This is a genomic window from Nocardioides sp. GCM10030259, assembly GCF_042666375.1.
Taxonomy (GTDB): Bacteria; Actinomycetota; Actinomycetes; order Propionibacteriales; family Nocardioidaceae; genus Nocardioides.
In genome coordinates this window covers 142,991-160,526 of record NZ_JBHTDF010000002.1, presented here as the reverse complement: position 1 = coordinate 160,526, position 17,536 = coordinate 142,991, and the positions used below count along the sequence as shown (strand labels likewise).

Here is a 17,536-nt window from a genome sequence, read left to right as displayed (position 1 = left end):
CGTCGCTGCCCTGCTTCGATGTAACCGGTTCGTGAAACCGGTTACATCGGTCTCTACCCCGTTGTGGCCCGGGTCACACCGCTTTCGGACCACCTTTTTCGGAGGCCCGCCACCACCGCCACAATGGGCGGATGACTGCGCTCGAGACAGCCCGTGCGACGTACGCCGAGGCGTCGACCGCGTTCCTCGACCTCGCCGCCGAGGTGCCGCTCGATCGGTACGCCGGGCCGGGGCTGGGCAACTGGGACCTGCGTGCGCTGATCGGGCACACCGGCCGCTCGCTGGTGACCGTCGCGGCGTACCTGTCGACCCGGGCGGAGCGCATCGACGCCGAGGACGCGGCCGACTACTTCGTGGTGGTCAGCCGCCTCGCCCACGGCACCACGCGCGACGCCATCCACCGGCGCGGGGTCGAGGCCGGCGTGCTGCTCGGCGAGGACCCGATCGCCGCCCTGCGCGCCTCGCGCGACGAGGCGGAGCTCGCATTGGACCTGCTCGAGGGCGAGGACGTCGTCGTCGAGACGGCCGGCGGCGGGATGCGGGTGAGCGACTACCTGCCGACCCGCACCTTCGAGCTCACCGTCCACTGCCTCGACATCGCCCGCGCCACCGGACTGGAGTTCACCCCGCCCACCGAGGCCCTCGCCGACACCCTCGCGCTCGCCAGCGCCAGCGCCCTCCGCCAGGGCCACGGCGTCGACGTCATCCTCGCCCTCACCGGCCGCCAGCCCCTCCCCGACGGCGCCTCCGTGGTGCCGTAGCGCGATAGTCCGGCACGTTCTGGTCGCAGGAAGGCCCCCAGGGCTACCATTCCGTGACGGACTATCCCGAGAAGGCGCTCTCGTACGACGCGTTCAGGCCGGCCTCGTCGAGGGCGGTGACGACGGTGGTGCGGCCGGGACCGGTGCGGGTGAGGCGGCCGGTGTCGTCGACCGTCCAGGTGCCCCGCCGGGTGTCGGCCAGAGTCGGCTCGACGAAGGCCGCGGCGGTGGCGAGGTCCCACCGCTTCGGGACGTCGCCGGCGGCGGTCGCGATCGCTCCGACGACGCCGACGACCAGCTCCTCGGGCGTGCCGGCGGGGATCGGATCGTCCGGCACCACCGTGACCGGGACCGGTCCGTCGAGCACCGTGGCGAACGACGCCGGGTCGGCCGCTGCGTTCCACTCCGCGACCCCGTCGATCGCCGGGACGTCCACGGCCCCGGCCATCGCGTGGATGCCGTCGAGGAGCCGATAGTCGTCCGGCCGCTCGGTCGCGAGGTCGCCGAGGTTGGTCAGCGGCCCCAGCGCGACGACGCGCAGGTCGTCGTGGGTCGTCGCCAGCTTGGCGATCAGCAGCGGCGCCGGCTCGGAGACCGGCAGGAAGGTGGTGTCCAGGCGCGGCAGGCCCGGCGCAGCCTCAGCGGTGGCGACCCACGCGGGCGGCCACGGGCGTACGGCGTCCTCGCGACCACACGCCACCGGCACCGACCCCTCGCCCAGCGCGTGCACGAGGTCGGCGACCAGGTCGGCCCCCGGATCGCAGCCGACCAGCCCCGTCCCGGCTATCGTCACCGCCTCGACCCGCACGTCGGCGCGACGCAACAGGTAGGCCAACGCAACCAGGTCGTCGCCGGCGAGGTCCGTGTCGACCACGATCGGTGTCGCCTCCGCGTCAGGCGCCAGACCCTGTGCGAGGGCGCCGGCCGACCCGAACTCGCCGTCTCCGTCGTACGCCGCGGTGCAGCCGCTCAGCGCCAGCGCCGCGACGACCGCGGCGACCAGCGCCCTCACGGCGCGACCACCTGCTGGAGCGCGACGCCCGCCACGGCGACGACGGCGCCGCTCACGAGCAGTGGCCAGCGAGCCCGGCCGGGCGCCGCGACGCCGACGGCCAGCAGCACCAGGCCGACCAGGTAGACGTTGTGCCACATCGCCATCGCCGGCGACACCACGACGCGCGCCCAGTGGTCCTGGTACACCCCCGGCCCCGTGAGCAGCCAGCTGCTGGGGAACGTCGCCGGGTCGGTCTGCGGCGGGCCGATGTCGACGTACGCCGGCTGCACCTGCACGATCGCCAGCCAGCGCAGCACCGGACCGTTGAAGATCCAGTACGTCGCGCCGGCCAGGAACCACACGACCGCCAGCACGATGGAGGCCGCGAGCCGCTGGCGCAGCAGGTGCACTGCCGCCGCGCCGAGCGCCACTGCGACGCACGCCAGCAGCACCAGCTGGAGCAGCTCGGGCAGCGTGTGATGGGCGTGGATGGTGCGGCCCGGCTCGTCGCCCAGGGGCACCCCGCCGATCGACCGCAGCCAGACGGCGACCGCGGCGACCAGCGCGAGCGCGAGCCCGACGAGCGGCAGGCCGGCGAGCAGCCGCGCGGCCGACCGGTCCGGCCGACCCACGGGCGCCGCCTCGGCGACCGGCACCAGCTCCCGGCCGAACGCCGCGACGCTGGCCAGCGAGATCCCGAGCAGCAACGGCGTGACGGACGCGACGAGGCCCGTGTAGCGCTGGCCGGACCAGGTCTCGTCCCAGGTGCTCCAGCCCATCACCAGCGACAGCGCCAGGCCCAGCCACGGCGCCGGGTGCCGTACGGCGCGGCGCGCCTCCAGGCGGGCGAGCTCGTACGTCGCGGCGTTCATCGGTCCCGTCCCATCCAGAGAGCGGCGCCGGCGGCCACCGTCACGAGCTCCGGCCGGAGGTCCCAGTCGTGCTCGACCGCCCGGGCGACGATCACCCAGAGCAGGGGCACGGCGACACCGAGCGGCACGCTCGCCCACACCGACACGGCCAGGCCCGCCGCGGTGAGCGCGAGCAGCCCGAGCAGCGAGCCGCCGACCAGGGCCAGCCAGACCCCGAGGCCGGCGGGCACGAGCAGGGCGATCCGGCGCGCTCGGCGTACCGCGACCGACGTCGGGACCGCCGAGAGAAGCGCCGCCGCGGGGTCGCGCATGCCGGCGACGATCGCGCCGGCGACCGCGGCCGCGGCGAGGCCGGTCATGCTGGCCGGCCACGCCCCGGCGTACTCGGCCAGCGCGGCGAGCGCCGCGAGGCAGGCCGTGACGCCGGCCAGGGGCACCCAGCTGATCGAGCGGATCGTGGGCCAGAGCCAGGCGGACATCACGCGTGCTCCTTCCGGGCGAGCAGCAGGTAGCCGTCGTCGAGCGTCGGGTCGACGACCTGCGCGCCGTTCGGCGGGTCGCCGAGGTGGCGGTAGCTGCCGGTGGAGGTCAGCCAGCTGCGGATGGCCTCCGGGTCCTGCCGGTCGTCCTCCCAGACCCGGCCGTGCGCGAGTCCGGCCAGGTCGACCGGGCTGCCACTGAAGCGGATCCGGCCGGAGAACATGACGTAGACCTGCTGGCACAGCGCGGAGACCTCGGAGATGTTGTGCGTCGACATCAGCACGGTCGGTGCGGCCGACAGCAGGGAGCGCAGGCCGAGCCGCTGGTCGGGGTCGAGGCCGTTGGCCGGCTCGTCGAGCACCAGGAGGTCCGGGCTGCCGACCACCGCGCAGGCGAGGGCGACGCGCTGCTTCATACCGCCGGAGAGGGCGCGGATCTTCTTGTGCATCACGTCCTGGAGGTCGACGGACTCGAGCACGCGGCGCACCTCGTCGCGGCGCCGGGCACGGTCGGTGTGCTCCTTGAGGACGGCGACGTAGTCGACCATGTCGAAGGCCGTGAAGCCCGCGTAGAGGCCGGGGTTCTGCGGCAGGTAGCCGAGACGCCGCCGGATCTCCACCCGCTCGTCGGCGCGCCCGGGGTCGAGGCCGAGCAGCCTCAGCCCGCCGGCGTCGGGGGCGAGGACGGTCGCCGCCATCCGGAGCAGTGTGGTCTTCCCGGCGCCGTTGGGCCCGAGCAGCCCGACCACGCCGCGGTCCGCGGAGAACGTCACCCCGTCGACGGCGCGCGTGCCGCCGAACGTCTTGGTGAGGTCAGCTGCGTCGATCATGCGATCCTCCGGTAGGCGACGGCGTCGCGACGTACGACGGTGAGGACGACGGCCGCGACCGCGACCGCCAGGGCGCCGACCTGGACGCCGGGCGCGGCGATCGCGTCGACGAACACGTCCGGCCGCAGCGTGCGGTGCGCGATGACGACGGTGCCGACGAGCAGCGCCCAGCCGGCGCTGGCGGCAACGGCCACCTGGGCCGGATCGATGCGCGTCGTGCCGGCCAGGAGCACCAGCGCCGAGAGCGCCAGTCCCGGGAGGCACCACGCGAACGCGAGGGCCACGGGCACGTCGTCGATCAGGCGGTCGACGGCGAGGAGCACCCCGAAGGCCAGGGGCAGGGCGACCGCCGAGACGAGCAGCGCCCGCAGCGCGACCGTCCGCAGGCCCGCCGTCGGCGCGGCCAGGGCGATCTCGCCGCTCGGGTCCGACGCGTCGCGGTAGGCGAGCGCGACCGCGGCCACCGGGGCGAGCGGCGCCAGCACCAGCAGCGTGATCAGCCCGGACTCGCCGAAGGCCGATGCGGCCACCAGCGGCACGAGGCCGACCACCAGCGTCGCGATCAGCGCGGCCTGGACCATCAGCGGCGTCGCGACGGCCGAGCGCACGATCCACGGGCTCCGTGAGGGCCGGTCGACGGCGTCGGCCAGCCGGTTCCAGGCGAGCTCCTGCTCGGCCGGGTTCGAGAGGGCGGCGAGCCGCGACCGGCACCGGCCGCAGCCGAGCAGGTGGCTCTCGAGCGAGGCGGCGAGCACGGGCGGCGTGCCGCCGGCGACGTACGTCGCGAGGTCCTGGTCGTCCGCGTGCCACGCGGCATGGGGGGTGCTCACAGCAGCGCCTCTCTCAACTCGGTGCGGGCCCGGCTCATCCGGCTCTTCACGGTGCCGCTCGGGATGCCCAGCAGGGCCGCGGCCTCACGGGTGGACAGGCCGTCCAGGACCGTGGCCTGGACGACCGCGACCAGCTCGGGCGACAGGCGCTGGAGCGCCTTGCCCACGTCGGTGTGCTCGACCGCGAGCAGCACGGCCTCCTCGGCGGACGGCGCGTGCTCGTGGCGGAGCTGGCCCAGCCTCTCGAGCACCGACTTCCGCGGCCGCATCCGGTGCAGGAGGGTGCGGATCGCGATCCCCCACAGCCACGCGGCGACCTCACCGTCGCCCTTGTACCTGCCCGACTTCTCCCAGACGACGAGGAACGTGTCGTTCACGACCTCCGCCACGATGGCGGGGTCGGCGCAGCGCTGCCGCACCCGCGCGGCCAGCCACGGCTGGTGGCGCGTGAACAGCACGTGCAGCGCCCCGCGGTCGCCGCGGCCGATGTCGGCGAGCAGCGCGCGGTCGGTGGGCCCGTCGTCGAGCCCCTGGTCGTCGGTCACGCTTCACTGTGCCACCGAGGGGCACGATCGGTTCACGACTGCGCAGAATTGCGCTCAGGCCAGGGCCCAGACCCCCGGGCGGCCCTTGGTCATCGACCCCTCGGCGACCATCGCCTGGCGGGCGCGGCGGGCGGCGTACCGCCACCGGAGCTCGCCCTCGGGCGTCTTCTCCTGGTCGGCCGGCTTCAGCCGCTCACCCATCACCGCCTCGAGGGCGTCGAAGAGGTCGTCCTGCTCCATCTCGCCACCGTGGTCCTCGAGCACCTCGAGGATCACCGCGCGGAACGCGTCCGGCGGGGTCCAGCGGTGGTTCACCACCCGCGGCGGCGCGGCCGCCGACCCCGATGCCGAGGTCGTCGTACGCCGCCGCACGGGTGTCGCACGCGGGGCGGCCGCGGCCCTGGCCGGTGGCGGCGCAGGCGGGTTGCCGTGGATGCACGTGCTCTTCGGAAGGTCACACAGCTCGCAGTAGTCCACGTCGCTCATCGCCCCTCAGCCTATATGGAGGCTGAGGGGCGGACGAGCTCAGTGTGCGTGCACGACGAACGGCGCGGTCACGACCGACCCGTCGGCCAGCCGGAGCTGGAGCCACAGCCGGTAGGCACCCGGGTCGTCGAACCGGACGTGCAGGTCGAGCTCCGGCCCGAACGTCGTCCCCGGCAGCGCCATCACGGGCCGACCCCGGTCGTCGAAGGTCTCCGCGTGCCGGTGCTGGAAGTCGCTGCCGTCGGCCCGCAGCACCACGACGTGGCCGGCCGCGCCCAGGTAGGGCTGCAGGTCGTCCGGAGTGCGCAGCGTGAAGTCGCTGGTCTCGCCCACGTGGGCGTCGCCCTCGAGCTCGACCGTGACGCCGTCGACGGTGGCCGACCGGACGTCGTCCTCGGGCACGGGTACGGCGGCGGGCGGCAGGCCCGCGATCGCGACCTCGTGCCGGTCGAGCACGTCGGCCATCTGGCCCTGCCTGCGGATCTCGGCGTGCAGCGCGAACTCCCCGGCGGTCGGGAAGGTCGCCTCGACCTCGAAGACCCCGTCGGAGCCGGTCGGCTCGGGGTGCAGGTGCGCGAAGGTGCCGAGGTCGGCCCGGGTGAGGATCAGGTGCATCCACGCCTGGTGGGTCTGGACCAGGTCGCCGGCCGGATCGCCCGTCTCGGCGTCCCGCACGGTGATCCTGACCGTGGTCGGCTCGCCGGGCGTGGCGTCGGCCGGCACGGCGTACTCGAGCTCCAGGCCGGCGTCGTGCGCGCTCATCGGCGGCGTGTCGGTCTCCTCCATCACGCTCATCTGCGGGCGCATCGGCATGCCCATGCCCTCCTGCCAGGCGAGCACGCCGTTCATGCCGCGCTCGGCCTGGTCGGTGCGGCTCAGCCACGTGAACCCGACGCCGATCGCGACCGCGAGCACCGCGATGCCGGCGAGGTAGGCCCAGTCGGCGATCCGGCCCCGGCCTATTGGATTCTTGGGAGGCTTCCGCAGCCGCAGGGCGTTGGTGACGACGCTGACCGAGCTCATCGCCATGGCCGCGCCGGCGAGCACCGGGTCGAGCAGCAGCCCGTCCCACCAGTAGAGGGCGCCGGCGGCGACCGGGATCAGCAGCACGTTGTAGGCGAACGCCCACACGAGGCCCTGCTTGATGGTCGTCACCGTGCGGCGGGACAGCTCGATCGCCGAGACCACGCCGTGGAGGTCGCCGCCGACGAGCGTCACGTCGGACGCCGCGACGGCCACGCCGGTGCCGGTGCCGATCGCGATGCCGAGGTCGGCGGTCGCGAGCGCGGGGGCGTCGTTGACGCCGTCGCCGACCATCGCGACGACCTGCCCTGCGGCCTGGAGCGCGGCGACGCGCTCGGCCTTGTCGGCGGGCCGTACGCCGGCGAGGACGTGGTCGATCCCGACCTCGGCCGCCACCGCGCGGGCGGTGGCCTCGTCGTCGCCGGTCACCATCCAGACCTCGAGGCCGAGCGCCTCGAGCTCGCGCACGGCGGCAGCGGAGGTGGGCTTGACCGTGTCGGCGACCTCGATGCGGCCGGCGTAGGCACCGTCGACCGCGACCAGGATCCCGCTCCCGGACGCCGTGACGCCGTGCTCGGCGAGGTGGGCGGCGTTGCCGGCGACCACGGTGCGGTCCGCGACCGTCGCGACCACGCCGTGGCCGGGGACCGAGTCGAAGCCGGTCGCGACCGCTACCTCGAGGCCGCGCTCACGGGCGGCCCGCACGACGGCCTCGCCGACGGGGTGCTCGCTGCCGACCTCGGCGGCGGCCACCAGTGCGACCAGCGCGTCGGCGTCCCAGCCGGCGGCCGGCTCGACGCGGCGGACGTCCGGGCGGCCGCGGGTGATCGTGCCGGTCTTGTCGAGCACGACGGCGGTCAGCCGCCGCGCGGTCTCGAGGGCCGCGCCGTCGCCGATCAGGATCCCCATCTCGGCGGCCCGGCCGGTGCCGACCATGACGGCGGTCGGCGTGGCCAGCCCGAGGGCGCACGGGCAGGCGATGATCAGCACCGCGACCGTCGTACCGATCGCGAGCACCAGCCGCTCGCCCTCCGGACCGAACGCCAGCCAGCCCAGGAACGTCGCCAGCGCGACCACGAGCACCGCGGGCACGAACCACGCGGTGACCCGGTCGGCCAGCCGCTGCATCGGCGGAGCCGACGCCTGGGCGTCCTCGACGAGCCGCACGATCTGGGCGAGCGTGCTGTCGGCGCCGACGGCGGTGGCCCGGACGACGAGCGTGCCGGTGGTGTTGACGGTCGCGCCGATGACCGGGTCGTCGACCTGCTTGGTGACCGGCTCGCTCTCGCCGGTGAGCATCGACTCGTCGACGGACGAGCGCCCCTCGACGACGACGCCGTCGACCGGCAGCTTCTCGCCGGGGCGCACCCGGACCAGGTCGCCGACGACCACGTCGGCGAGGGGTACGTCGACCTCGGCGTCACCACGGACGACGCGGGCGGTCGTCGGCGCCAGCTCTCCGAGCGCGCGCAGCGACGACGCCGTGCGCTTCTTCGCCTTCAGCTCGAGCCAGCGGCCCATCAGGATCAGCGCGACGACGATCAGCGCGCTCTCGAAGTAGAGGTGCAGCGGCAGCCCCCAGCGCTCGGACGGCCCGGGCCAGAGCGTGACGAAGGCGCTGTAGCCCCAGGCGACGCCGGTGCCGAGCGCGACCAGCGTGTCCATGCTGGTCGTGCGGTGGCGCAGGTTGACCCACGCCTGGCGGTAGATGTCGCGGCCGGCCCAGAACTGCACGGTGGTCGCGACCACGAGCAGGAGCGGCATCAGCCAGTCCATGGTGTCGATGTAGAGCGGCAGGTACATGACGCCCATCAGCGCCAGGCCGGTGGCCAGGGCGACCTGCCAGCGCCGCCGCAGGGTCGCGATCTCCGCGTCGCGGCGGGCGTCGAGCGCGGCGATCGGGTCGGGCTCGGCCGCGGCGGCCGGCTGCTCGGGGCGAGCCGGCTCGCGCAACGTGCCGACGTACCCGGCCTTCTCGACCGCGGCCGTCAGCGCCGCGCGGTCGACGGTCCCGGGATCGTAGGTCACGGCCGCGGTCTCGGTCGCGAGGTTCACGGAGGCCGCCTCGACCCCCTCGACCCGCGACAGCGCCTTCTGCACGCGGTTGACGCAGGAGGCGCACGTCATGCCCTCGATGTCGAGGGTCGACTCGATCAGCGCCGGCGGCCGGGCGAACAGGTCGGTGGACATGGTGGTCTTCTCCTCCTCGGCCTTCTCAGGAAGCCAGCTCGTAGCCGGCCTCGTCGATCGCCGCGGCGACCTCGGGCTCCGTCAGCGGACGACCGGACTGCACGGTGACGTCCCCCGTCGCCAGGTCGACCTGCACGTCGGTGACCGTGTCCAGCGAGCCCAGCTCGCTGGTCACCGCACTGACGCAGTGGCCGCAGGTCATGCCGTTGACACGGTAGGTGCGGGTGGCGCTCATCTGCATCATCTCCCTTGGGATATTACCCCTATGGGGTATCTGGTTGTCGAACCATACATACCCCCTTGGGGTATACGCAAGGGTGATTTAGGGCAGGGGTGAGCCGTCTGAGGTAGCACCTCAGGTGCGACCTAGGGAGCACTCCCGATGTGTCGGGGTGCCTCAGGCGCGCACTGTCGGGTCATCGACACCGCAGCCCCACCGAGGAGTGATCAGGATGACCAGCTCGATGTTCGCCACCGACCCGACCTCCGCCCTCATGCTCGCCGGGCTGGACGTCGACGAGTACGGCCAGGTGCGCTCGCGCCGCAGCGACCGACGCCGCCGGCAGCGCCGGTTCCAGCGGGCCGCCCGGCTCCGCAAGCAGCTCGCGTGAGCGGCTACCAGCGGCCGTGGACCGCGGCCCGGAAGTGCTCGTCGTAGATCCGCTGCACTCCGTCCAGCAGGGCGGGGGGCAGCGGATCGGCGTCTCCGGCCGCGGCGTTGGCGCGCGCCTGGACGGCGTTGCGGGCGCCCGGGATGACCGTGGTGACGCCCGGCAGCTGCCAGACCCACGCGAGCGCGACCTCCGCCGGGCTCAGCCCGGTCGGCCCGACCTCGTCGACGAGGGTGGAGAACTCGCGAGCGGCCCGCACGCCCGTCTCGAAGTCGACGCCCGAGAACGTCTCCCCCACGTCGAACGCCTCGCCGCGCCGGTTGTAGGTGCGGTGGTCGTCGGCGGCGAACGTCGTCGACTCGTCGTACTTCCCCGACAGCAGGCCGGACGCGAGCGGCACCCGCGCGATGATGCCGACGCCCGCCCGCTCGGCCGCGGGCAGCACTTCGTCGAGCGGCTTGAGCCGGAACGCGTTGAGGATGATCTGGACCGACGCCACGAGCGGCCGCGCGATCGCCGAGAGTGCCTGGTCGCAGGTCTCCACGCTCACGCCGTACGCCGCGATGGCGCCCTCGTCGACCAGCGTGTCGAGGGCGTCGTACGTCGCGTCCGCGTCGATGGTCGCGGTCGGCGGGCAGTGCAGCTGGACGAGGTCGAGGGTGTCGACGGCGAGGTTGCGCCGGGAGCGGTCGGTCCAGGCGCGGAAGCTCTCAAGGGTGTAGTTCTCGGGCAGCTGCTCGACCCGGCGCCCCATCTTGGTGGCGACGGTGATGCCGTCGTGGGTGCGCAGGAAGCGGCCGATCACCTGCTCGCTGCGCCCGTCGCCGTACACGTCGGCGGTGTCGAAGAACGTCACCCCGGCCTCGACCGAGGCCTCGAGGACCGCGAGCGCGTCGCTCTCCGAGACCGAGCCCCAGTCGGCGCCGAGCTGCCAGGTGCCGAGTCCGACCACCGAGGCCTCTCGGCTCGTGCCTCGTCCGGACGCGATCAGGGTGCGCTGCTCCATGCAGCGAGTCTGGCAGGTCAGCCGGCGCGCACGACGCGCAGGATGCGCGCATCCCGGGCGAGCTGGGCCTGCTGAGCGCGTCGCAGCCGGGCGAGCCGCACCTGCTTCTCCGCCGGGCTGAGCGAGCTCCAGGCGCGGCGTGCGTCGGTGTGTCGCTGCATGTCGTCGAGGAGCGGTCGCCGCCCGGTCAGATACCTCCCGGAGAGCCCCGAAAAAGACTTCCGAGGATCGGCGCAGAACCGCGTCACGACCGCCGGGGGCACTCGTCATCTAGGCAATGGAGACCATGACCGCCCCCCAGGCCCCCGTCGACATCGAGCAGCTGGTCGTCGACCACCTCCCTCTCGTCCAGCACATCGTCCGCGAGGTCTCGCGGCGCATCCCGTCGTACGTCGACCGCTCCGACCTGCAGTCCGCCGGCAACGTCGCCCTGGTCCGGGCCGCCCAGGCGTGGGACCCCGAGCGGGGCGTCCCCTTCGCCTCGTACGCCTCCGTCCGCGTCCGCGGCGCGCTCGTCGACGAGCTCCGGTCGGTCGACTGGGCGTCCCGCTCGGTGCGCCGCCGTGGTCGCGAGATCGAGGAGGAGCGCGCCCGCCAGTCCGCCGCGACGGGCGAGTCGGCGTCGAACGCGGCCGTGGCCGCCGCCCTCGGCCTGGACGCCGCCGCCGAGACCCGCTCCGACGCCGCCGTCGCCCGCGCGTCGGTCGCCTCCCTCGAGGCCGACGCTGCCGTGCTCGACACGCTCGCGTGCCCGTCGACCAGCCCGTCCGAGCAGGTCGAGGCCGGCGAGCAGCGGCGCTACCTCGTCGCCGCCATCGAGGAGCTGCCCGTCCGCCTCCGCGCGGTCGTCCGCGGCTACTTCCTCGAGGAGCGCCCGATGGCCGAGATCGCCGCCGAGCTCGGCGTCACCGAGTCGCGGGTCTCCCAGCTGCGCGCCGAGGCGCTCGTGCTGCTCCGCGACGCGCTCGCCCACGCCCTCGAGCCCCACCTGGTCACCCCGCTCGAGCGCCCCGAGGGCGTCGCCGCGCGCCGGCGGATGGCCTACGTGCAGGCGGTGGCCGACCGCGGCCGCGCCACCCGCCCGCAGCTGGCCCTCGCCGTCTGACGGCCCCGCACCCCTACCCGAGCGTCGCGGCGCGGTCCAGAATCGGGCCATGGCGTACGACGAGGACCTCGCCGCCCAGCTGCGCGAGATCAGCGCAGGCCTGCCGGGCATGTCCGAGACCCGCATGTTCGGCGGGCTGGCCTTCCTGGTCAACGGCAACATGGCCGTCGCCGCGAGCCGCGAGGGCGGGCTGCTGCTACGGGTGCCGCCCGAGCGCACGGAGGAGCTGCTCGGCCGGCCGCACACGGACGAGTTCGTGATGCGCAACCGGGCGATGAACGGGTGGCTCCGGGTCGAGCCACCGGGGCTCGCGACGTACGACGACGTGCAGCAGTGGGCCGAGATCGGCCTCAACCACGCCGCGAGCCTCCCGCCGAAGTAGCGCAGGCGACGCACGTCCGGGCGGTAGGCCGCGCCTCGAGCCTGCCCTCGGGAATCGGTCCCCTGCAGGCTTCGCACACGCCGTACGTTCCTTCCTCGACCCGGGCCAGCGCGGCCTCGATCTCTCCGAGCTGGTCCTCGGCCTGACGCACCAGCGCGCCGACCTGGGACCGCTCGAACGCGATCGTCGCCCCCTCGGGGTCGTGCTCGTCGTCGGCGTTCGAGTCCTTCGACGCCTCGACGAACCCGCGGTAGTCGCCGCGCAGGTCGGCCAGGCGCGCGACCGTCCGCGTCCGCTCCTCCTCGAGCCGTGCGCGCGCGTCCCTCACGAACGCTCCAGCAGCGTCAGCACCTCGTAGTGCCCGGTGTTGGGGAACATGTCGAGCACCTGCCCCCGCACCGGCCGCAGCGACGGCATCTCCGCGAGGTCCTTCGCCAGCGTCTGGGCGTTGCAGCTCGAGTAGAGGACGTGGCGCACGCCCGAGCCCTCGAGCCACGCGCTGAGGTCGGCGCCGATGCCGCGGCGCGGCGGGTTCACGACCACGAGGTCGGGCGGGGTGGCCGCGCCGACGGCGTACGCCGTGGCGTCGCCGGCCTCGAAGCGGACCCGATCGAGACCGGCGTCCGCGGCGCTCAGCCGCGCGCTCGCCACGGCCTCACGACTCACCTCGATGCCGGTCACGTCGACGCCGGCGCCCGCGACGGCGAGCGCGAACCCGCCCACGCCGCAGTAGAGGTCCCACACCGAGCGCGGCCCGGCCTCGGTCATCCACGCCCGCCCGCGCTCGTAGAGCTCGGCGGCCATCGCCGTGTTGGTCTGGAAGAAGCTCTGCGGCCGCAGGTGCAGGTCGAGGCCGGCCACCCGCATCGTCAGCGTCTCCTGCTCGGTCAGCAGGATCTCGCGGTCGCCCTCGAGGATCGCCTTGTGCTCGGGCTGGAGGTTCACCGACGCGACGACCATGGCGGGCAGCGCCTCCCGCAGCGCCGGCAGGTGCTTGATGATCCGCGCCACCGGCTCCTGCGAGCGCAGCACGAACCGCACCATCAGCTCCCCGTCCGGCGACTCCGTCACCAGGAGGTGCTTGAGCTCGCCGCGGCGCGCCGGCACGTCGTACGGCGTGAGGCGTGCGGTCGACACGAAGCCGGCGAGCACCGGCAGCGCCGCGCGGATCCCCGCCGTGTGCAGCGGGCAGTCGCGCAGGTCGGTCCCGCCGCCGGCCGGGTTGAGGATGCCGAGCACCGGGTCGTCGGCCGTGCCGCTGACGACCATCTTCGCCTTGTTGCGGAAGCCGAGCTGCGCGCTCGCGACCGGCTCCCGCCAGTCCAGGCCGTCGTGGATCCCGAGCAGGTCCTCGACCTGGCGCTGCTTGTCGAGCAGCTGCACGGCGTAGGGCAGGCCGAGCCAGCTGCACGACCGGCAGCGGCCGGCGTCGAAGTGGTGGCAGTGGACGTCCGTGGGCATGACCGGTCAAGGCTACGGAATGAAATGCCGGACGGCGGGGTTGCCGCTGCACGTGACCGCTCCCCTGGACCGCCGCACCGACCATCGGGTGACCTTCGCGGTCCTGTGCGTGGGCGTCGCGTCGTTCTCGCTGCTCCAGTCGATGGTCAACCCGGTGCTGCCGACCATCCAGGCGGCGCTCGACACGGACCAGACGACAGTGACATGGGTGCTGACGGCCTACCTCGTCTCCGCCTCGGTCTTCACGCCGATCATCGGCCGGGTCGGCGACAAGGTCGGCAAGGAGCGGATGCTCGTGGTCGCGCTCGGCGCGCTCGCCGTCGGCTCGCTGTTGGCCGCGGTCGCTGGATCCATCGGCGTGCTGATCGTCGCCCGGGCGATCCAGGGCATCGGCGGCGGCGTGCTGCCCCTGACGTTCGGGATCATCCGCGACGAGTTCCCGCGGGAGAAGGTCGCGGGCGCGATCGGTACGTCGGCCGCGCTGCTCGCCGTCGGCGGCGGCGTCGGGCTCGTGATCGCCGGGCCGCTGGTCGACGCGCTCAGCTACCACTGGCTGTTCTGGATCCCGCTCATCATGACGACCGCCGCCGCGGTCGCCGCGGCGATCTGGGTGCCGGAGTCGCCGGAGCGCGCGCCCGGCCGGATCAACGTCGGCACCGCGCTGCTGCTCTCGGCGTGGCTGGTCGCGCTGCTGGTCGCGGTCAGCCAGGGCCACCACTGGGGCTGGGGCTCCGGCCGGGTGGTCGGCCTGTTCGTGGCCGCAGCGATCCTGCTGCCGACCTGGGTGGTCGCCGAGGCGCGCAGCAGCCACCCGCTGGTCGACATGAAGATGATGCGGATCCCGACCGTGTGGACGGTCAACCTGGTCGCGCTGCTCTTCGGCTTCGGGATGTACTCGACGTTCGCGTTCCTCCCGCAGTTCCTCCAGACCCCGGAGGCCGCGGGCTACGGCTTCGGCGCCACGGTCAGCGAGTCCGGGCTGCTGCTCGTGCCGCAGACCGTCGCGAGCTTCGTCGGCGGCGTCGCGGCCGGCCGGCTCGCGGGTCGCTTCGGCTCCAAGGCGCTGCTCGTCGTGGGTGCCGGGCTGACCGCGCTGGGCACGTTCGGCCTGACGTTCTTCCACGACGAGGTCTGGATGGTCGTCGTCGAGTCGAGCATCTCCGGCCTCGCCTTCGGCCTCGCGTTCGCCGCGATGTCGAACCTCGTCGTCGACGCCGTCCCCCAGTCGCAGACCGGTGTCGCGAGCGGCATGAACACCAACATCCGCACCGTCGGCGGCGCGATCGGCTCGGCCGTCATCGCGACCGTCGTCACCGGCACCCTCCAGTCGAGCGGCGTCCCGGTCGAGGACGGCTACACCCACGGCTTCCTGGTGCTCGCGCTGGTCGCGACGGCCGCGGCCGTCGTGGCCGCGTTCGTGCCCGTCGTGCGCGCCCACACGCACGTCGTACCCGGCCCGCAGGCGGAGGCCGAGGCCGAGCGCGCCCGCGCCTGACCTGGCCCTGGAGAACGGCCCCGAAATGGCGCTGACCCGGCAGGGTCGTCCTGCCGGGTCAGCGCACCGCTGGTGACGGTCAGTTCACACGGACCGTCATGATCCCCTTCTTGTCGTCGGACGACAGGATGCGGATCTTCGTGCCCGTGCCGCCGACGATGACGCTGCCGGCCGGGTTCGCCTCGTCGTAGTAGGCGTACGGGTCGGTGTCGTCGAACACCTTCACCGCCGGCTGGGCCTTCTCCACGATCGTGGTGCGCTGGGTGCCGCCGGGGGTCGCGGCCTCACGGTGGAGGCTGATCGCGTCGGTCCGGTCCAGGCTGAACGCCGCGTCGAAGGACTGGATCCGGTTCCGGGCGACGGTGCCGTCGGTCCAGGTCAGCGCCTCGGGGTGGGCGTCGACCGGAAGGGCCTCGCCACCGCCGGGGTGCTGGCTGGTGTTGTTGTCGGAGTAGAGCGAGTTCGCGTACCAGACGATCAGGCCGTTCTGGTACGGGAAGCGCTCCACGCGGTTGGGCTGCGTGACCGTCCAGCCGAAGTTGTACGGGCCCTCCTTCAGCGTGCGGTCGTAGCCGGCGTACTGCCGGTTCTCGGCGAGGTAGTAGTGCTCGTACGGCTTGAAGTAGCTGCCGTCGGTGACCACCAGGAACTCGTCGCGCGTCCAACCCGGCGCGTCGTCCTCGACGCCCGTCGTCAGCGCGGTGCCGACCGCGATGTCGTCGACCTTGAACCCGAGGCCGTGCTCGGCGGCGTCGTTGAACATCCGGAACCGCACCTTCGCGGTCTGGCCGGCGTACGACGCCAGGTCGGCCGTCAGGTCGACCCATGCGCCCTTGCTGGTGCCGGTGATGCCCTCGCCGTCGTTCTGGTTGTTCGGGTTGACGCTCGTCGACAGGTTGGTGTGCACCGGCTTGAACGTGGCGCCGCCGTCGGTCGAGATCTCGGCGTAGGCGTAGTCCCAGTTCGTCTCGATCTCGTAGTTGACCTTGGCGGTGAGCTGGCCGCCCGCGGGGACGGTGAAGCCCGGGCTGGTCACCGTGGCGGTGCGCTCGTCGCCCTGACCGGAGTAGAAGTACTTCGCTCCGGAGGCTGCCCCGCCGACGTCGATCTTCTCCTGTCCCGGGGGCAGGTTGACCAGCACGGCCTGGGCGTTCTTCGTGGCGTGGTACGCCGGGCCCATCTTGACCTCGGCGCGCCGGCCCGCGGCCACCTGGGCGTAGTCGAGCCACCCGAGGAAGAGCTTCTCGGTGGCGCCCATGTGGTTGGGCGTCGTGCCGATCGCACCCGCCTCCTTGTGGCTCATCCAGGAGCCGGAGCTCATCAGGGTGTGGAAGCCGGTGCCGTTCTCGCCACCGTTGGTGTCGTAGTAGTCCGGCAGGCCGAGGTCGTGGGCGAACTCGTGGGCGAACACGCCCAGGCCGCCGTTCTCGGGCTCCGTGGTGTAGTCGCGGATCCACAAGCCGGTGTTGCCGATCTGGACGCCGCCGAACTTGGCGCCCTCGGGGCCCTGGCTCCGGTTCGGGTTGACGTACCAGCGGTGCGCCCAGATCGCCCACTCGGGAGCGCCGGCCTCCTCGCCCTCGCCGGCGTGGACGGCCTGGAAGTGGTCGATGTAGCCGTCGGCCTCGTCGAACACGCCGTCGCCGTCGTGGTCGAAGCGGTCCCAGATGTCGAACTGCTGGAGGTAGGCCTTGATGTCGGCGTCGGACTTGCCGGCCGCCACCTGCTGCTGGTACCACGCCGTCGCGCTGTCGTTGATGAAGCGCGTCATGTCGACGTTGGACTCGGTCTGGCCGTAGCTGGCCTCGTTGTTGGGGACGGTGACCCACTCGGAGACGTCGCCCTGGAGGTCGAAGCGACCGCTGGACATCTCCTTGTAGACGTCCTTGAACGATTCGCCGTCCTGCTCCGGCATGCCGTTGAAGAACATGTCGAGGTAGTGCTGACGGTCGAAGTCGGGCTTCCAGTAGGTACTGTTGTCGTCGGCGCCCGGCTCCGCGATCTCACCGGCGGCCGGTCCGGCCGGGGCGGTGGGGAACCGCGAGTCGACGGTGTCGCCGAAGTCGACGAGGAAGGTGAGCAGCTGGGCGGTCTCCTGGGTGCCGTACTCGACCCACTGGCCGCCGCCGACCTTCACCGCCTTCGACCCGCCGCGGGTCTGGACCTCGCGCTTGCCGGTGGCGACGAGCTCGACCGCCTTCTCCTTCAGCGCGCGCCGCTTCGCCTCGAGCGGGTCGCGGCGGTCGTCCTTCTTCTCCTGCTTGATCTGCTGGGCTCCTGGTACCGAGACGGCCTGCGGGGTCGCCGCAGCCAGTCCGGGCATGACGACGGCCGCGAGCGAAATGCTCGCGGCCGCACCGAGGACGCCCGAGATGCGTCGCTTCAACGTATTTCCTCCGAGAGTTGTCCGGCATTCCCGAGTGGGTGCCGTGTGGGCCTCGATGGCCACGACCCGCACCTCATCAC

The 17,536-nt window shown here is 73.2% G+C and carries 19 protein-coding genes; 5 read left to right on the top strand and 14 right to left on the bottom strand.

Annotated features, from left to right (window positions below):
* Nucleotides 1-131 precede the first annotated feature (131 nt).
* Nucleotides 132-761, top strand: coding sequence for a maleylpyruvate isomerase N-terminal domain-containing protein (locus ACFQQI_RS01090; protein WP_378556634.1), 630 nt, complete (start codon nt 132-134; stop codon nt 759-761).
* A gap of 61 nt (nt 762-822) precedes the next feature.
* On the opposite strand, the gene ACFQQI_RS01085 is transcribed toward ACFQQI_RS01090, so the two are convergent.
* From ACFQQI_RS01085 to ACFQQI_RS01045, 9 genes are read right to left on the bottom strand one after another with little or no spacing between them, the layout of a single operon-like run.
* Nucleotides 823-1,773 carry a nucleoside hydrolase gene (locus ACFQQI_RS01085; RefSeq protein WP_378556631.1) on the bottom strand — a complete coding sequence of 317 codons (951 nt, stop codon included), beginning with the start codon at nt 1,771-1,773 and terminating at the stop codon, nt 823-825.
* Complete coding sequence (locus tag ACFQQI_RS01080; protein ID WP_378556629.1) at nt 1,770-2,627, bottom strand: hypothetical protein; 858 nt, start codon at nt 2,625-2,627, stop codon at nt 1,770-1,772. Before ACFQQI_RS01080 ends, ACFQQI_RS01085 begins: the two co-directional genes overlap by 4 nt.
* Nucleotides 2,624-3,106, bottom strand: coding sequence for a hypothetical protein (locus ACFQQI_RS01075; protein ID WP_378556627.1), 483 nt, complete (start codon nt 3,104-3,106; stop codon nt 2,624-2,626). Before ACFQQI_RS01075 ends, ACFQQI_RS01080 begins: the two co-directional genes overlap by 4 nt.
* Entirely contained in the window at nt 3,106-3,936 is an 831-nt protein-coding gene (locus tag ACFQQI_RS01070) for an ABC transporter ATP-binding protein (RefSeq protein WP_378556625.1), read from the bottom strand. The genes ACFQQI_RS01075 and ACFQQI_RS01070 overlap by 1 nt, the downstream gene beginning before the upstream one ends.
* On the bottom strand, nt 3,933-4,766 hold the full coding sequence (locus ACFQQI_RS01065; protein WP_378556623.1) for a hypothetical protein: 834 nt from the start codon (nt 4,764-4,766) through the stop codon (nt 3,933-3,935). The genes ACFQQI_RS01070 and ACFQQI_RS01065 overlap by 4 nt, the downstream gene beginning before the upstream one ends.
* Nucleotides 4,763-5,311 (bottom strand): RNA polymerase sigma factor, encoded by a 549-nt coding sequence (locus ACFQQI_RS01060; protein WP_378556620.1) that lies wholly within the window; start codon nt 5,309-5,311, stop codon nt 4,763-4,765. The genes ACFQQI_RS01065 and ACFQQI_RS01060 overlap by 4 nt, the downstream gene beginning before the upstream one ends.
* Before the next feature lie 54 nt (nt 5,312-5,365).
* Nucleotides 5,366-5,797 carry a hypothetical protein gene (locus ACFQQI_RS01055; protein WP_378556617.1) on the bottom strand — a complete coding sequence of 144 codons (432 nt, stop codon included), beginning with the start codon at nt 5,795-5,797 and terminating at the stop codon, nt 5,366-5,368.
* A 39-nt stretch (nt 5,798-5,836) separates the two neighbouring features.
* Nucleotides 5,837-9,010, bottom strand: a complete 3,174-nt coding sequence (locus ACFQQI_RS01050; protein WP_378556614.1) for a heavy metal translocating P-type ATPase — start codon at nt 9,008-9,010, stop codon at nt 5,837-5,839.
* A gap of 25 nt (nt 9,011-9,035) precedes the next feature.
* Nucleotides 9,036-9,245: a heavy-metal-associated domain-containing protein gene (locus tag ACFQQI_RS01045; protein WP_378556611.1), complete on the bottom strand. Its 210-nt coding sequence runs from the start codon at nt 9,243-9,245 to the stop codon at nt 9,036-9,038.
* A 217-nt stretch (nt 9,246-9,462) separates the two neighbouring features.
* Here ACFQQI_RS01045 and ACFQQI_RS01040 point away from each other — a divergent pair, with 217 nt between their 5' ends.
* Nucleotides 9,463-9,621 (top strand): hypothetical protein, encoded by a 159-nt coding sequence (locus tag ACFQQI_RS01040; RefSeq protein ID WP_378556608.1) that lies wholly within the window; start codon nt 9,463-9,465, stop codon nt 9,619-9,621.
* 4 nt (nt 9,622-9,625) lie between these two features.
* On the opposite strand, the gene ACFQQI_RS01035 is transcribed toward ACFQQI_RS01040, so the two are convergent.
* Together ACFQQI_RS01035 and ACFQQI_RS01030 are read right to left on the bottom strand one after the other, a co-directional pair.
* Entirely contained in the window at nt 9,626-10,627 is a 1,002-nt protein-coding gene (locus ACFQQI_RS01035) for an aldo/keto reductase (protein ID WP_378556605.1), read from the bottom strand.
* Nucleotides 10,628-10,644: 17 nt separating this feature from the next.
* Nucleotides 10,645-10,788 carry a hypothetical protein gene (locus ACFQQI_RS01030; RefSeq protein ID WP_378556602.1) on the bottom strand — a complete coding sequence of 48 codons (144 nt, stop codon included), beginning with the start codon at nt 10,786-10,788 and terminating at the stop codon, nt 10,645-10,647.
* 125 nt (nt 10,789-10,913) lie between these two features.
* Here ACFQQI_RS01030 and ACFQQI_RS01025 point away from each other — a divergent pair, with 125 nt between their 5' ends.
* Together ACFQQI_RS01025 and ACFQQI_RS01020 are read left to right on the top strand one after the other, a co-directional pair.
* Nucleotides 10,914-11,732, top strand: a complete 819-nt coding sequence (locus ACFQQI_RS01025; protein ID WP_378556600.1) for a sigma-70 family RNA polymerase sigma factor — start codon at nt 10,914-10,916, stop codon at nt 11,730-11,732.
* Nucleotides 11,733-11,781: 49 nt separating this feature from the next.
* A complete protein-coding gene (locus ACFQQI_RS01020) occupies nt 11,782-12,114 on the top strand; it encodes a TfoX/Sxy family protein (RefSeq protein ID WP_378556597.1) in 333 nt (110 codons plus the stop codon).
* On the opposite strand, the gene ACFQQI_RS01015 is transcribed toward ACFQQI_RS01020, so the two are convergent.
* Nucleotides 12,083-12,442, bottom strand: coding sequence for a TraR/DksA family transcriptional regulator (locus ACFQQI_RS01015; RefSeq protein WP_378556594.1), 360 nt, complete (start codon nt 12,440-12,442; stop codon nt 12,083-12,085). The genes ACFQQI_RS01020 and ACFQQI_RS01015 overlap by 32 nt on opposite strands.
* Nucleotides 12,439-13,575: a 23S rRNA (uracil(747)-C(5))-methyltransferase RlmC gene (gene rlmC / locus ACFQQI_RS01010; protein WP_378556591.1), complete on the bottom strand. Its 1,137-nt coding sequence runs from the start codon at nt 13,573-13,575 to the stop codon at nt 12,439-12,441. Before rlmC ends, ACFQQI_RS01015 begins: the two co-directional genes overlap by 4 nt.
* A gap of 52 nt (nt 13,576-13,627) precedes the next feature.
* On the opposite strand from rlmC, the gene ACFQQI_RS01005 reads away from it, so the two are divergent.
* Entirely contained in the window at nt 13,628-15,070 is a 1,443-nt protein-coding gene (locus ACFQQI_RS01005) for an MFS transporter (RefSeq protein ID WP_378556588.1), read from the top strand.
* A gap of 79 nt (nt 15,071-15,149) precedes the next feature.
* Here the strand turns inward: ACFQQI_RS01005 and ACFQQI_RS01000 are convergent, their stop codons facing one another.
* Complete coding sequence (locus ACFQQI_RS01000) at nt 15,150-17,456, bottom strand: immune inhibitor A domain-containing protein (protein ID WP_378556585.1); 2,307 nt, start codon at nt 17,454-17,456, stop codon at nt 15,150-15,152.
* Nucleotides 17,457-17,536 lie beyond the last annotated feature (80 nt).